The organism is Tropicimonas aquimaris (assembly GCF_042676185.1).
In the GTDB taxonomy this organism is placed as follows: domain Bacteria; phylum Pseudomonadota; class Alphaproteobacteria; order Rhodobacterales; family Rhodobacteraceae; genus Tropicimonas; species Tropicimonas aquimaris.
Window position 1 is genome coordinate 65,067 of record NZ_JBHTJT010000002.1, and the last position, 13,112, is coordinate 78,178.

Consider the following 13,112-nt stretch of genomic DNA (forward strand, 5'->3'; position numbering starts at 1 on the left):
CGGCGCTGAGGTTCAACGCGATAACCGACGTGAAAGGAAATCGCTTGCAGGTCCCGGATCAGAGGTTGTCGGCGAATGTCGTCTCGACCTCGGCGGCAAAGGCGCAACCCGGCTCGATCAGCGGCGCCGCGACGAGCCGATCGCCGCTCCAGACAGCCGGGCCGGAAAGGCAGGTGCCGCGCGGAAGTCCGGCCTCGCGCCAGGCCGGGCGCTGCAGGATCCCGTGGGGACCGAGGCAGCGCACCTCCATCCCCGGCTCGAAAGGGCCGGTCACGATCCAGCGACCGTCCCACCGCGCCCCCGGGCCTGCAGGCGTGGCACGGGCGGCGGCTTCGGGCTCACGAAAAATTCGGAGCCCCTGCCCGCCGGCGCGCAGGATACAGCCGTGCAGCGTGAGCCCGGCGCGAAGTGCGGTGTCGTCCGACAGGAGATTGGCAAGCTTGGCCGCGCGTGGGGTGTATTCCGCACCGGACACCCAGCGAAGAGCCGCGTTCAGGAAACGGCGGGCGAATTCGTCGGCAAGGCAGGCGAAGGCGTCCGGCGCGACCAGAATGTCGCCGGCGACGATGCGGCAATGGTCGCGGATGAAGGCCCGCAGCAAAGCGTCGAGCCCCTCCCGAGTGCTGCGGAGATTCTCGACACTCCGCGCCAACGCCTCCGGCGTGACGCCAAGCGGCGGCAACAGTTCCAGCGCCTGCCGGACCCGGACCCGCGCGAACCGAGTGTCCTCGTTCGACGGGTCCTCGACCCAGTCGATCCCGCGGCCGGTGAGGTAAACGCGCAGCTCCGCTCGGCTCTCCTCCAGCAGCGGTCGCAGGAAGGGCGCGCCGTCGCGGCGGAACGCGGGGCGCATCCCCGACAACCCGTCCAGCCCCGCCCCACGGGCGAGTCCCAGCACAAGGCATTCCACGTTGTCGTCCCGTGTGTGGCCCAGCAGCACGGCGTCGAGCCGGCGTCGCGCCGCCCATGCGGCCAGCAATCCGTAGCGGGCACGTCGCGCGGCATCCTGAAGGTTGCCCTGCGCCTCGCTGCCGCGCCATCGCAGGGTTTCGTGCAGAAGGCCGAGTCCGCGGGCCTCCGAGGCGACCATCGCCGCCTCCTCCGCCGCGGCCGCGCGCAGGCCGTGATCGACGCTCGCCACCTCGGCATGCAGCCCGGCGGCACCCGCCCAGTCGGCGGCAAGATGCATCAGCGCCATGGAATCGCCGCCGCCCGACACCGCCACCCCGATGCAGGATGGCATTGGCGTCGGCAGCAGCGCCTCCATGCGCGTGGCGAAGCGTTCAGAGAGGGTCATCGGCCCGTCAGCGATAGGATTTCGTGCAACGGGCCGGCGGACCGGATGCCCGGGCTCAGGGGCATCCCAGCCCGGAGCGCGATGCCATGGCTTCGGTCGCCTCGGTGCTGCCCGGGAAACGGGTATCGACCTCGCCCAGCGTGATGCAGGCCTCGTTGGTCTGGCCGAGCCGCCCGAGGCTCTGGCCAAGCCGCAAAAGCGCCTGCGGTGCCTGCGCCCCCTGCGGGTCGGCCGAGAAAGAATTGAGATAGGCACGCGCCGCCGGGGCGATCTCGCCCAGCTCGGTCAGCGCATCCCCGTGGTGGAAATGCGCCGAGGCGGTCAGCGGACCGGTGGGGTAGGCCTCGGTAAAGGCCGCAAAGAGGTCTGCGGCGCTGCGAAAGCTACGGTCATCGAGCGCCGCCTTCGCTCGATCGAATTCCGCCTGTTCGGCCATTGCGAGCTGTGCGCCGCCGTTTTTTTCGGATGGCAGCGCCGTCGCTGGCGCCTCGGGCAACGCACCACCGCCGAGGGTTGGCGTGTCGCCGAGCGCACCGATGTCGCAGCCTTCTTCCAGTTCGCAGAGACGGAACTCGAGATCGCCGATGCGGTTGGTGCCGTCGGTGACGATCCGATCGATGCGGAATTCCAGCTCTTCGGACTTGGCGGTCAGCCGCTGCAGCTCGCTCTCGATCACGTTGACCCGGTCCAGCACGGTCGTGGACGGCGCCAGCGCGCCGACCGGACCGGTGGTGGAGAGTTCACGCTTGAGCCCCTGCAATTCAACATAGAGCACCGAAAGCTCCTGGCGGATATCGGCCAGGGTCTGCGAACGATCCTGAGCAAAACCGGTTACAGGAATGGCCGCCGCGAAGACGGCGGCCAGAACGGTCAGGCGCATGCCAGCCTCCTCAGCTTCCGAGCCCGGCCTGCAGCACGGTCACCGCGCGGCGGTTCTGGGCATAGCAGGCCTCTTCGGAGCAGATCTCGATCGGACGCTCCTTGCCGTAGCTCACCGTCTTGAGCCGGGTGCCGGCGACGCCGCGCGACATCAGGTATTCCTGCACCGCGTTGGCGCGACGGGCGCCGAGGGCGAGGTTGTACTCGCGCGTGCCCTGTTCATCGGCATGGCCTTCGATGGTCGCGTTGTAGGCGGTGTTGGTCGACAGCCAGTTGGCCTGCCCGTCCAGCGTGGCGCGGGCTTCGGGCGTCAGTCCCGACTGGTCGACGGGGAACAGGATCCGGTCTCCGACGGCGGCCTGGAAGTAGGCCGGCGAGGAGGGATCGGAGGCGCTGCCGGGCGTAACGCCGGCCCCCGCCCCCGCGCCGCCCGCGCCGTAGCTGTCGGACCCGGAACCGAAACGATCGGGGTTGGTGCAGGCGGACAGGCCGACCGCACCGATGAGAAGAACTGCCTTGATTACGGGGTGGGCCATGATCTTATTCTCCATGACTGCCTGCTGCCTCTGACCTCTCCTAGCACCCTGCCAACGGGTTGGGAACGCCTTGCTGCGAGCGCACAGCAGCGAGAAGTGCATTTTTCGGTGGAAATCCGGCCCGAATTTCGGACCGGAGCGTTTCTGGGGCGCTGATCACGGCAGCAGCGGCGACCATGCCGGGTCCGACGCGGCGCTCGGTGTGGGCACCCGCTTGAGGTTGCGCCCCGAGATGTCGACCGACCACAGGGAGGGTTGCCCGCCGGCGCCCGCGCTCTCGCGGGTGAACATGATCACCCGCCCGTTCGGCGCCCAGGTCGGCCCCTCGTCGAGGAAGGCGCCGGTTAGCAGCCGCTCTTCCGATCCGTCGGTGCGCATCACGCCGATGTGGAACCGGCCCTGGTTCTGCTTGGTGAAGGCGATCAGGTCGCCGCGCGGGGACCAGACCGGCGTGCCGTAACGCCCCTGCCCGAAGGAGATTCGCCGCGGCTCGCCGCCACGTGCCGACATGATGTAGAGCTGCTGGGTGCCGGAACGATCGCTTTCGAAGACGATCTGGCTGCCGTCGGGTGAGAAGCTCGGCGCGGTCTCGATCGCCGGCGTGTTGGTCAGCTGCACCGGCTGGCCACCGATCCGGGTGACGAAGATGTCGGTGTTGCCGCCGACCGAGCGGGAATAGACCACCGTCTGCCCGTCGGGCCCGAAGCGCGGCGCAAAGGTCATCGCCCCCTGCCCGGTGTTCAGCGCCTGCTGCCGCACGTCGCCGACCTGCATCAGGTAGATCTCGGGCTGGCCGGTGGCATAGGAGGTATAGAGCACCCGGTCCCCGGTGGGCGAGAAGCGCGGCGCCAGCACGATCGAGGAACTGTCGGTCAGGTATTGCACGTTGGCGCCGTCGTAATCCATCACCGCCAGCCGCTTCTCGCGGTTGTCCTTTGGGCCGCTCTCGGAGACGAAAACGACACGGCTGTCGAAATAACCGCCCTCTCCGGTGATCCGCGAATAGACTTGGTCTGCCACCTTGTGGGCCAGCCGCCGCCAGGAGGTGGCAGAGCCGCCAAGCCTCAGCCCCTCGCCCAGTTCGCCGCCGGAGAAGACGTCGTAGAGCCGGAACTTCACGCTGACCGAGCCGTTGGCATCCGCCGAGACGGCGCCGGTGATCAGCGCCTGGGCGTTGATCGCCTTCCAGTCCGCATAGGCCACCGGCGCGTCAAAGCTGGTGACCCGGCTGATATGCGCCTCCGCCGGGATCCGGCGGAACAGCCCGGTTCCCTCGAGGTCGGCGGCGATCAGGTTGGAGATGTCGGCAGCAAGCTGGGTCGCGGCCGGCGTCTCGGCCACGAAGGCCGGGAGCGCGAACGGCAGGGGCTCGATCACCCCCTCGGTGATCTCGATCCGCAGCGGTCCCGATTGCGCCGTAATCGGCGTCGCGGGCAGCCCGCCTGCGGAAAGCAGGGCGAGGACAAAGGCAATGGAGCGCAGGAACATCGGTTGGAACCCTTTCTGTCGGGGCTGGAATGCGGGGACCTTGGCGACAAGGCTGCGATGCCCTGGCCGTCGCGGCCGTGTCTCTGGGACGGCGAGCCGGGGCATCAGCGTATCCTCATCTGCTCGGGGTTGAAGGTCATCTCGATCTCGCGCCACTGGCCGAATTTCTCCGGCGGCAGATCATAGCCGCTGCTGCCGCAGCGGATGATCGCGCGGCGCGCGGCCTCGAAGGCGGTTGCGGCCGCGGCATCACTGCCGCCCTCGGCGCTGATCATGCGGATCGAGCCGGTATCGGGTGTGGCGTTCTCGTTCATCCGGACGAAGACGGTGACGGTGACCCGCTGCGCCTCGGAGCTCAGGGAGCCAATGTTCCAGCATTGCTGCACGCCGATACGCAGCGCGTCCTTCTCGCCGGAGGTGAGTGGCGGACCGGTGGGCGCAGTGCCGGTGCCGGCCTCCGCCTCGCCCGCGCCGGAGCCGCCGGAAGGGGCGGCCTCCGCAACGGCGGCGGCGATGGCATCGGCCATGGCATCCTCGGCCGGAGGCTCGGGCGGCGTCTCGGTCGCCGGCTTCGGCGGTGCCGGACGCTCGGGCTGCGCCGGCTGGGCTGCGGGCGTGGGTTCGGGCTGCGGACGGCGCGGCCGGCTCTGCGGGCGCGGCGTGCCGGACGGCGCAAGCGCGACCTGCGCGCCGCCGGATTCCTCCACGGCCTCCGGCACGATCCGCGTCGCGGCCTCCTCGGGCGCGGCGGCGTCCTGCGGCTCGGCCGGGATCTCGGTGGCGGCGCTCTCGTCGGGGCGCACGGCCTCCTGAACCTGCTCGGCGACCTCGGTGTCAGGTTCCGGCGCCGGGGCGGCTTCCGGCGCGATCCGCGGAGCGACGCGGGGCACTGGCGCCACTTCCGGCGCAAGCTCCACCGCCGCCCCTTCGGGCGTTTCGGGAGATACGGGCGCGGGCGGCGCTTCGGGCGTCACCTCGGCCTGTGGAGTCTCGAAGGTCTCGTCGAATTCCGGCGCCGGTTCCGGCGCGTCGGTCGCGGCGGGCTCGGGGGCCTCCGCCGCCTCGGGCGCCGGATCCTCCGCGGGAGGTTCGGGCGCGACCTCTTCCGGGCTCGGCGCTTCGGGCGCGCTCGGCGCGTCGAGGTTCTCCGGAACCTCCGGCGCGGCGCTTCCCGCCGCCAACATGGCGGCGAACTGCTCTCCGGAGACCAGCGTGACCTCGGAGAATTCCATCGGCTCGGGCCGGTCGAACGCAAAAAGGCCGCCGAAAGCCGCCCAGAGGATCAGCCCGACATGCGCAGCGCCCGAGATCTTAACCCCGGTATTCATGAAAGCCGTCTCAGCCATCCTCGCCATCGAAGGTCGGACCGCCGGTGTCTGTCACCAGGCCGATATTCGAAAAGCCGCCGGCATTGAGCGCGCCCATCACCTGGACGACCCGCTCATATGGGATTGCCCCGTCGGCGCGCAGGAACACCTTGTCGTCGGCCCGCTCGGCCGCGACAGCCCTCAGGCGCGAGACCAGCTCGTCCTCGGCGATCTCGGTGGTCATGATCGACAGCTGACCCTCCGCGGTGAGCGTGACGACGAGCGGTTCCTCCTGCTCGTGCGGCAGCGCCTGCGCCGCGGTCTTGGGAAGCTCTACCGGCACGCCGACCGTCAGCAGCGGCGCGGCGACCATGAAGATGATCAGCAGCACCAGCATGACGTCCACGAAGGGCGTGACGTTGATCTCGGACATCGCGGCCGGATGACGCCCAGCCCTGCGACGCCGGCGCGTGCCGCCACCGCCCTGGGATTTGATGACCCCCGCACCCATGGTTCAGGAATCCAGCTGGCGCGACAGGATGGTGGCGAATTCGTCGGCAAAGCTCTCGTAGCCGCCGATGATCCGGTCACTGTCGGAGCTCAGCTTGTTGTAGAAGATCACCGCCGGAATCGCCGCCAGCAGGCCGAGCGCGGTGGCAACGAGCGCCTCCGAGATACCCGGCGCGACGACCGCGAGGTTGGTGTTCTGGGCGATCGCGATTTCCTCGAAGGCGTGCTTGATCCCCCAGACGGTGCCGAAAAGCCCGATGAAGGGCGCCGTGGAGCCGGTGGTTGCCAGGAAGCCGAGGCCACGGTTCAGGCCCTCCGCCTCCTTGGCGATGGCCACGTCCATCGACCGGTCGATCCGCGCCTGTGCGCCGGCGATCAGGCCGCCATCCTCGCGATGCGAGCGGCGCCATTCGATCATTCCGGCAGCAAAGATCCGCTGAGACGCGCTCGTCGGGTCGGTGCCTACCTCGTCGAACAGTTCATCGAGCGGCTCGCCCGACCAGAATTGCGCATCGAAAGCGTCGGATTCGCGGCGCGCGATGCGATACATGATGTGCTTCTGAATGATGATCGCCCAGCCCCAGAAAGAGGCGACGATCAGCATCAGCATCACCAGTTTGACCGTGAATGTCGCGCGGGCAAAAAGCGCCCACATGGAGAAATCCATCTCCGTTGCAAGGGGAAGGGTCGAGGGATCCATACTGCCTGCTCGTGTTACCTGCCGCTCTCTCGGCGGCCGTTCTTGCGCGCGAATCTACCCGGTTTACAGGGGAAACGCCAACACGAAGGCGTGACGGCGACAACATTCCGACACGGAACCGGCACGGCGGGGGGCGCAGTGCGCGGATATCCGCCATGGGAGAGGGCCGAAAACCGGGGGCTCCCGCCCACGCGGCGGCGCGCGGCGCGCTTGCGCGTGGTTGGGGGTGGCAGGCCTTCGGCCTGCTCTCGGCGTCCTGCCTTCTACATCCGCGCCCTGATATCGGCCGGAATCCGCACCGGGCGGCCGTCGGTGGTCATCGTGGCGACCACGACGCGCGCGACGAATAGAACCTGTTCCGCCCGCAGCACCCGCTGCTCCATCACAAAGCTTGCGCCCTTCACCTCGGCCATGCGGGTCTCGACATCCAGAAGGTCGTCCAGGCGTGCTGGCGCAAGATAGTCCGCCTCGACGCGCCGGACCGCGAAGACGATCCCCTGCTCGTCCTTCATTGCGTTCTGATCGACCCCGAGATTTCGGACCCATTCGGACCGGCCACGCTCGATGAACTTGAGATAATTGGCGTAGTAGACGATCCCCGCCATGTCGGTGTCTTCGTAATAGACGCGCAGGGAATGGATATGTGGCATGGACGGTTCCGGGATCTGACGGGTCGGGGCTACGCCGATGCCGTCCGGCCTGCAAGACCGGAGGCGCAATGTCGCCGTCAATCGGCGGCCTGTCCGCCCCTTGCGAACAGGCGCAGCGCGTGGCTCGGGTCGCTGGCGACCTCCGGCATCAGGGGATCGTAGGCGGCGCGGATCACGCCGGCAATTTCCGGCCGCAAAACAGCCTGCCCGTCCGGCGTGACGGCAAGCGGCGAGCGGTCCCGGAACGCGCGGTCCGACCAGAGCAGGATCGAGCGCACCATCTGCGCCAGCGCGAGGTCCGCCGCCGGCACCTCGGACAGGTCCGCGTTCATCCGCAGAAAGACGAAGCAGGCCCGGATCGCTCCGTTCTCCTCAAATCGGTAAATCCGGTACTGGTTGGCGCCCGACGCAACGAGCCGTTCGACCATCTCGGTCAACCCCGGCACCAACCCACCCAGATCGGGCACCTCCAGAAGTTCCTCCCAGTCGCGGAAGAAGAACACCATGAGATTAGCGCCCATTTCCGGGTCCGTCTCGGCCATCTTGTGGCCCGCCAGCGCAACCACTGCCTCGCAGGCCCCCTTGACCACCGCAAGGGTCGCATCCTCGACGCCGAAGACGATCGGAACGATCGGCCGCCTCCAGCGGGCGCAGAGGTATTGGCCATCCGACCGGGTAAACAAATCCTCGATGTCCTTTGGCGTCATTCGTCGGCCCTTCTCGTCCCGATCAGTTCCTTTCAACCGGGAGGGTGGCCTCCCGCTTTATCTGTCCAAAAATACGCCTACGGGGAGCGCCGCAAGGCGCAGGGCGCAAAATGCCCCCCTTCCATGCGTCGTTGCAGGCTCTCAGTCGAACAGCGCCCCCTGCCCCGGCGGCTGCGGCACGGCCAGGCCAAGGTGCGTCCAGGCCTTCTGAGCCAGCATACGTCCGCGCGGCGTCCTCTGGATGAGACCCTGCTGAAGCAGGTAGGGCTCGATGACCTCTTCCAGCGCGTCCCGGCTCTCGCTCAGCGCGGCCGACAGCGTCTCGACCCCCACTGGCCCGCCACCGTAGTTCTCCGCGATCAGGGAGAGATACCGGCGATCCGCGCCATCCAGCCCGAGCCCGTCGACGCCGAGCCGGGTGAGCGCCTCGTCGGCCAGACTGCGGGTGAGCCGGCCGTCGCCCACGACCAGCGCGAAATCCAGCACCCGGCGCAGCAGGCGTCCGGCGATCCGGGGCGTGCCGCGGGAGCGCGCGGCGATCTCGCGTGTGCCGTCGCGATCGGCCGGCAGGTCCAGCAGCCGGGCGTTTCGGCTGACGATCTCGTGCAGCTCGTCCACCGTGTAGAATTGCAGCCGCGTCGGGATGCCGAATCGATCCCGCAGCGGCGTCGTCAGCAGGCCGAGGCGCGTGGTGGCGCCGACCAGGGTGAAGGGTTGCAACTCGATCCGCACCGTACGCGCCGCAGGCCCCTCCCCGATCACCAGATCGAGTTCGAAATCCTCCATCGCCGGGTAGAGGACTTCCTCCACCACCGGGTTGAGGCGGTGGATCTCGTCGATGAACAGGACGTCCCGGGCCTCGAGATTGGTCAGGATCGCGGCGAGATCGCCGGGCCGGGCGAGGACCGGGCCGGAGGTCATCCGGAAGTTTACCCCGAGCTCACGGGCGACGATCTGGGCGAGGGTCGTCTTGCCGAGGCCCGGGGGGCCGTGGAACAGCGTGTGATCCATCGCCTCGCCCCGGCGCCGGGCGCTCTCGACGAAGACCGAGAGGTTGGCGCGGGCCTCTGCCTGACCGATGAACTCCGACAGCGCCAGAGGGCGCAGGGCGCGGTCTTCGCTGGCATCTCCGGGCTGCTGGTCCGGGCGCAGGATCGGGTCGGGATCGGTCATGCGATGCCCTCGCGAAGCGACGGATGGCGTCGGCGGACGGGGGCTGTCTGCCCGCCGCGCACCCGGGGTGCGCTCCCCCCGAGGATATTTTCGAACAGGTGAAGGGAATGTCCGGTCATGGGCTTATCCCTTCGGAGCAAGCAGTTTGAGGCTAGCGCGGATCAGCTCCGGGGCTCCGGCGTCCGGGGCCTCGCCTAGCGCCTGCGCGACTGCGCCAGCAGCCTCGCCCTGCTGGTAGCCCAGATTGATCAGGGCCGAGAGGGCGTCCGACTGGGCCGCGGGCGACAGGGCGGGCGCGGGTCTCTGCGCGGCGGGCGCACGGGGTGCTGGCGCCGTCGGTTCGGGCTCTATGACCTCGGAGAAAGATCCGGCCATGGCCATCACGGCGGGGGCCTTGTCCTTGAGTTCGTTCACCACCCTCTGCGCGAGCTTGGGCCCGACACCGGGGGCCGCCCGGATCGCCGTCCAGTCGCCAAGGGCGATCGCGCGGCTCGTGCCGTCTGCTCCGAGGGCGCCGAGGATCGCCATGCTGGCCTTGGCGCCAATCCCCTGGACCGAGGTCAGGAGTCGATGCCACTCCTTTTCCTGCAGGCTGGAGAAGCCGAAGAGTTGAAGAAGGTCTTCGCGCACCACGAGGTCGGTATAGAGAGCGGCGAACTCGCCGGTTGCCGGCAGCGACATGAGAGTGCGATCCGACACATAGACGATGTAGCCTACCCCGCCCACGTCGAGCAGGACATGGTCGCTTCCGCGGTAGTCGATGCGCCCGGCCAGCCGCCCGATCATGTCGCCCTCGCGATGGCGGCCTGCAGCCGCCCGGCGGATTGCAGGTGGTGCGCGTGGCAGACCGCGATGGCGAGCGCGTCAGCCGCGTCCGGCCCTGCCAGCTTCACGCCAGGGAAATGCACCCCCATCATGTGGGCAATCTGTTTCTTGTCGGCATGGCCAACGCCCACGATCGCCTTTTTCACCGCATTGGGGGCGTATTCGCCGATCGGCAGGCCGGCCTTTGCGGGCGCCAGCATGGCGATGCCGCGGGCCTGACCGAGCTTGAGCGTGCCGGCGCCATCGCGGTTGACGAAGGTCTGCTCCACCGCGGCCGCCGAAGGGGCGAAGCGAGTGATGATTTCTGTCAGTTGCTCGAAGAGCGAGAGCAGCCTCGCGCCCAGGTCGGTTCCCGCGGAGCAGCACAGCCCGTTGGCGACGTGGGTGAGTCGCGATCCCTCGACCTGGATAACACCCCAGCCGAGCGTCCGAAGCCCCGGATCGATTCCGATGACGCGCATATTGTTGCCCTTCTGCCTCGTTCGCTCGTACGTTTTTTTTCCGACTAGCACGAATAGAGAACATCGACCAGCACACATCGCGGTCGCGGCGTTCGAATATCCCGCCTCCGGTATGCAATCCCCGGGCTTTCGCCGCACGGGAGCGACGGCGGATGCGCCCTTTGCGACATCCCGTGGGGGATCCGGGAAAGCATCTGAAAGAAGGGCCGGAATCCGCCTTTGAGCTATGCGATCCGCGCATGAAAGCTGCGCGAAACGGACATTTGTGCGCGTCCCCGAGAGTCGCTAGCTGCCGTGGATGGGGTGGCGGATTCAACTCGGTTGCCAGCCCACTTATGGAGGAGCGCATGGCCTATTACGAAACCAGCCGAACCGGCGCCCACACCAGTCTTCGCCGCGCGTTCCGGATCCTGCTTGGCGAGATACTGGCCTGGCGCGAGGATGCGGATTCACGCCACAGGCTTGGGCGGCTCTCGGACCGCGAGTTGAGCGATATCGGGCTGAACCGTTCCGATCTCGAGCTGTCGCGCCGGGACGATCTGCGCGGCGCCTAGCCGCTGGCTGGCGGGGCGTCCGGATCCTGTCCGGCGCCCGCTTCGTTCTCACCCTGACCTAATAACGACCCTAGGCCGGCCCAGAGTTTGGACCGGCCCCATTGTGTTGCTCCAGAATGCCAATGGCGCGCGACGAGCGCGTAGTCTCAGCCGAAGAGCGGCGAAACCCAGGTGGCGATCGCCCGGCTCAGCGGATCCACGGCCATTACGAAGCCGCCGATCTGTTCGACGATGCTGCCATCCTTCAGGGCCACGACCTTCGCTGCATAGGTTTCGGTGCCGAGTGCGGCGAGCAGGAAGCCCTTGAAGACAACCATGACCACCAGCACCATCAGGGCTGGCCGAAGGGCGGTACGGCGTTCGCGGCGCTCCTTTTCGCGCGTGTAGTGTGACTGACCGAGAGTGCCGGCGGCTTCGAAGCCGCCGCCGCGCCGGTGGATCTTGTCGATCCTCCGAAGGCGCCCGGAAAACTCTTTCATCTGGGGAGTGCTCATGACAACCCGGAATCCTTCTGTTGGCGCCCCCGCCACAGATCAGAGTAGGGCCAGAATATGGCTCAATTATGGACAGTTAGTCCATTTTCTGAAGACAGAGCGTGGTCCAATCGCCGATTTCTTCGGCCTCGTGAACAATCATGCCCTCGGCGGCATAGGCCTCCACCACTTCGGCGGCCTGTTCGTTCAGCAGGCCACTGAGAATCGCGTAGCCGCCCGGGCGCAGCGCGCCGGCGATTCCGGGCGCGAGCGCGATCAGCGGCGCCTTGAGGATGTTGGCGAAGATCAGCCCGAAAGGCGCGGCCTCGGCCAGCACCGGATGATCGAGCCCGGTGGCCTCGATGCACCGCAGCCGGTCGGACAGGCCGTTCGCCTTCGCATTGGCCTCGGCGACCTCGACCGCGACGGGATCTATATCGGAGGCGAGCATGGTTCCCCGCCAGACGCGGGCGGCCGCCATGGCGAGCACGGCCGTGCCGCATCCGATGTCTGCCACCGGAAGCGGCTCTTCGCCGGCTTCCACCAGCCGGTCCAGCGCCCGCAGGCACCCGAGCGTGGTACCGTGGTGCCCGGTTCCGAAGGCCATCGCGGCCTCGATCAGGAGCGGCGCGGCATCTTCCGGCACCTGGTCGGCATCATGGCTGCCGTAGACGAAGAAGCGGCCGGCGCGAACTGGCGACAGCTCGCGCTTCACCTTGGCGACCCAGTCGACATCCGGCAGTTCGGAAACGGCGAAATCCCGCGCACCGAAGGCCACCGCGAGCAGCGCGAGCCCGGCCGCGTCAGGCGTCTCGATGAAGTAGCCACCAACCTCCCAAAGCCCGGAGCCGTCCTCGATCTCGAAGACGCCGACGCCGGTCGGAACCGGATCGAGACGTTCCATCGCTTCACCAAGAGCCTCCGCCTGCTCCCGGCCCGGCAGCGTCGTCAGGGCGGTGAATGTGGGCATGGCTGGCTCCTCGTGCAGGGGGCGGGTCAGGCGCGGCGCGCACCTGAAAACCGTGATTGGCTGCGGCTAGGGCAGCCGGCGCTCCGGGTCAAGGCCCGCTTCGGCGCATCGCACGGCGTCCGCGCCGAGAAACGCCAGAATGCGGGAGACCAGTTCCTCGACCGGCGGCGTGGAGTTCAGCGTCAGCACCGGGCAGGAGAGTTCACTGGCCCACGTCGTGTGCCGCGCCCGGTTGCGGCCCGGCAGCAACCCGTCGTCATAGGCAGCCGCCCATTCGAGAAAGGCCAGCACCTCCTCCGCCTCGTCCGGGGTGTGCACCCGCGCCCGCTCGCGGGCGCTGAGCCGCGCGAGCCGGCTTTCTGTATCGAGGTCGAGAAAGACGGCAAGCGTGAAGCGATGGTCGATGCCCTCGCTCCAGCTGTCCATGGACCCCGAGAGCACCCAGTCTCGCCGCGGCAGGAAGATCGTCTCCATCAACCGGCGGCGTTCGGGGATCGGGCGCTTGTCACGGAAGGGCGGGTCCGTCGGATACCAGTAGAAATCGTCGGTATCGAAGTGCTGCGACGCCAGGGCCGTCGCAAG

At 68.1% G+C, this 13,112-nt stretch carries 16 protein-coding genes; 1 reads left to right on the plus strand and 15 read right to left on the minus strand.

The window, feature by feature from the left end; all coding sequences use genetic code 11:
* Positions 1 to 58 precede the first annotated feature (58 nt).
* The 12 genes from tilS to ruvC all read right to left on the minus strand — a co-directional run bounded on the left by tilS (position 59) and on the right by ruvC (position 10,533).
* Positions 59 to 1,297: a tRNA lysidine(34) synthetase TilS gene (gene tilS / locus ACFQ2S_RS00330; protein WP_386071773.1), complete on the minus strand. Its 1,239-nt coding sequence runs from the start codon at positions 1,295 to 1,297 to the stop codon at positions 59 to 61.
* A 55-nt stretch (positions 1,298 to 1,352) separates the two neighbouring features.
* The gene (gene ybgF, locus ACFQ2S_RS00335; protein WP_386071774.1) at positions 1,353 to 2,177 is read right to left on the minus strand and encodes a tol-pal system protein YbgF; all 825 of its coding nucleotides are present in this window, start codon (positions 2,175 to 2,177) and stop codon (positions 1,353 to 1,355) included.
* A 10-nt stretch (positions 2,178 to 2,187) separates the two neighbouring features.
* Positions 2,188 to 2,712 carry a peptidoglycan-associated lipoprotein Pal gene (gene pal, locus ACFQ2S_RS00340; RefSeq protein ID WP_386071776.1) on the minus strand — a complete coding sequence of 175 codons (525 nt, stop codon included), beginning with the start codon at positions 2,710 to 2,712 and terminating at the stop codon, positions 2,188 to 2,190.
* 156 nt (positions 2,713 to 2,868) lie between these two features.
* Positions 2,869 to 4,200, minus strand: coding sequence for a Tol-Pal system beta propeller repeat protein TolB (gene tolB / locus ACFQ2S_RS00345; protein ID WP_386071778.1), 1,332 nt, complete (start codon positions 4,198 to 4,200; stop codon positions 2,869 to 2,871).
* A 104-nt stretch (positions 4,201 to 4,304) separates the two neighbouring features.
* Entirely contained in the window at positions 4,305 to 5,546 is a 1,242-nt protein-coding gene (locus tag ACFQ2S_RS00350; RefSeq protein ID WP_386071780.1) for an energy transducer TonB, read from the minus strand.
* Positions 5,539 to 6,018 (minus strand): protein TolR, encoded by a 480-nt coding sequence (gene tolR / locus ACFQ2S_RS00355; RefSeq protein WP_089235184.1) that lies wholly within the window; start codon positions 6,016 to 6,018, stop codon positions 5,539 to 5,541. The genes ACFQ2S_RS00350 and tolR overlap by 8 nt, the downstream gene beginning before the upstream one ends.
* A gap of 3 nt (positions 6,019 to 6,021) precedes the next feature.
* Positions 6,022 to 6,717: a protein TolQ gene (gene tolQ, locus ACFQ2S_RS00360; protein WP_386071782.1), complete on the minus strand. Its 696-nt coding sequence runs from the start codon at positions 6,715 to 6,717 to the stop codon at positions 6,022 to 6,024.
* Positions 6,718 to 6,980: 263 nt separating this feature from the next.
* Positions 6,981 to 7,367 (minus strand): tol-pal system-associated acyl-CoA thioesterase, encoded by a 387-nt coding sequence (gene ybgC / locus ACFQ2S_RS00365; protein WP_386071784.1) that lies wholly within the window; start codon positions 7,365 to 7,367, stop codon positions 6,981 to 6,983.
* A 77-nt stretch (positions 7,368 to 7,444) separates the two neighbouring features.
* Positions 7,445 to 8,074 (minus strand): hypothetical protein, encoded by a 630-nt coding sequence (locus tag ACFQ2S_RS00370; RefSeq protein ID WP_386071786.1) that lies wholly within the window; start codon positions 8,072 to 8,074, stop codon positions 7,445 to 7,447.
* A gap of 141 nt (positions 8,075 to 8,215) precedes the next feature.
* Positions 8,216 to 9,247, minus strand: coding sequence for a Holliday junction branch migration DNA helicase RuvB (gene ruvB, locus ACFQ2S_RS00375; protein WP_386071787.1), 1,032 nt, complete (start codon positions 9,245 to 9,247; stop codon positions 8,216 to 8,218).
* 123 nt (positions 9,248 to 9,370) lie between these two features.
* The gene (gene ruvA, locus ACFQ2S_RS00380; protein ID WP_386071788.1) at positions 9,371 to 10,033 is read right to left on the minus strand and encodes a Holliday junction branch migration protein RuvA; all 663 of its coding nucleotides are present in this window, start codon (positions 10,031 to 10,033) and stop codon (positions 9,371 to 9,373) included.
* Positions 10,030 to 10,533, minus strand: coding sequence for a crossover junction endodeoxyribonuclease RuvC (ruvC, locus tag ACFQ2S_RS00385; protein ID WP_386071789.1), 504 nt, complete (start codon positions 10,531 to 10,533; stop codon positions 10,030 to 10,032). Before ruvC ends, ruvA begins: the two co-directional genes overlap by 4 nt.
* A gap of 347 nt (positions 10,534 to 10,880) precedes the next feature.
* Between ruvC and ACFQ2S_RS00390 the strand changes: the two genes are divergently transcribed.
* On the plus strand, positions 10,881 to 11,087 hold the full coding sequence (locus ACFQ2S_RS00390) for a DUF1127 domain-containing protein (protein ID WP_386071791.1): 207 nt from the start codon (positions 10,881 to 10,883) through the stop codon (positions 11,085 to 11,087).
* A gap of 146 nt (positions 11,088 to 11,233) precedes the next feature.
* Here the strand turns inward: ACFQ2S_RS00390 and ACFQ2S_RS00395 are convergent, their stop codons facing one another.
* From ACFQ2S_RS00395 to ACFQ2S_RS00405, 3 genes are all read right to left on the minus strand, one after another.
* Positions 11,234 to 11,566, minus strand: coding sequence for a hypothetical protein (locus tag ACFQ2S_RS00395; protein ID WP_386071793.1), 333 nt, complete (start codon positions 11,564 to 11,566; stop codon positions 11,234 to 11,236).
* 91 nt (positions 11,567 to 11,657) lie between these two features.
* Positions 11,658 to 12,530: a 50S ribosomal protein L11 methyltransferase gene (locus ACFQ2S_RS00400; RefSeq protein ID WP_386071794.1), complete on the minus strand. Its 873-nt coding sequence runs from the start codon at positions 12,528 to 12,530 to the stop codon at positions 11,658 to 11,660.
* Positions 12,531 to 12,596: 66 nt separating this feature from the next.
* Entirely contained in the window at positions 12,597 to 13,004 is a 408-nt protein-coding gene (locus tag ACFQ2S_RS00405) for a hypothetical protein (RefSeq protein WP_386071796.1), read from the minus strand.
* Positions 13,005 to 13,112 lie beyond the last annotated feature (108 nt).

Coding starts and splice junctions, on each gene's coding strand:
- tilS (WP_386071773.1), bottom strand. CDS start 1,297: ATGACCCTCTCTGAACGCTTCGCCACGCGCATGGAGGCGCTGCTGCCG.
- ybgF (WP_386071774.1), bottom strand. CDS start 2,177: ATGCGCCTGACCGTTCTGGCCGCCGTCTTCGCGGCGGCCATTCCTGTA.
- pal (WP_386071776.1), bottom strand. CDS start 2,712: ATGGCCCACCCCGTAATCAAGGCAGTTCTTCTCATCGGTGCGGTCGGC.
- tolB (WP_386071778.1), bottom strand. CDS start 4,200: ATGTTCCTGCGCTCCATTGCCTTTGTCCTCGCCCTGCTTTCCGCAGGC.
- ACFQ2S_RS00350 (WP_386071780.1), bottom strand. CDS start 5,546: ATGGCTGAGACGGCTTTCATGAATACCGGGGTTAAGATCTCGGGCGCT.
- tolR (WP_089235184.1), bottom strand. CDS start 6,018: ATGGGTGCGGGGGTCATCAAATCCCAGGGCGGTGGCGGCACGCGCCGG.
- tolQ (WP_386071782.1), bottom strand. CDS start 6,717: ATGGATCCCTCGACCCTTCCCCTTGCAACGGAGATGGATTTCTCCATG.
- ybgC (WP_386071784.1), bottom strand. CDS start 7,367: ATGCCACATATCCATTCCCTGCGCGTCTATTACGAAGACACCGACATG.
- ACFQ2S_RS00370 (WP_386071786.1), bottom strand. CDS start 8,074: ATGACGCCAAAGGACATCGAGGATTTGTTTACCCGGTCGGATGGCCAA.
- ruvB (WP_386071787.1), bottom strand. CDS start 9,247: ATGACCGATCCCGACCCGATCCTGCGCCCGGACCAGCAGCCCGGAGAT.
- ruvA (WP_386071788.1), bottom strand. CDS start 10,033: ATGATCGGGCGGCTGGCCGGGCGCATCGACTACCGCGGAAGCGACCAT.
- ruvC (WP_386071789.1), bottom strand. CDS start 10,533: ATGCGCGTCATCGGAATCGATCCGGGGCTTCGGACGCTCGGCTGGGGT.
- ACFQ2S_RS00390 (WP_386071791.1), top strand. CDS start 10,881: ATGGCCTATTACGAAACCAGCCGAACCGGCGCCCACACCAGTCTTCGC.
- ACFQ2S_RS00395 (WP_386071793.1), bottom strand. CDS start 11,566: ATGAAAGAGTTTTCCGGGCGCCTTCGGAGGATCGACAAGATCCACCGG.
- ACFQ2S_RS00400 (WP_386071794.1), bottom strand. CDS start 12,530: ATGCCCACATTCACCGCCCTGACGACGCTGCCGGGCCGGGAGCAGGCG.
- ACFQ2S_RS00405 (WP_386071796.1), bottom strand. CDS start 13,004: ATGGAGACGATCTTCCTGCCGCGGCGAGACTGGGTGCTCTCGGGGTCC.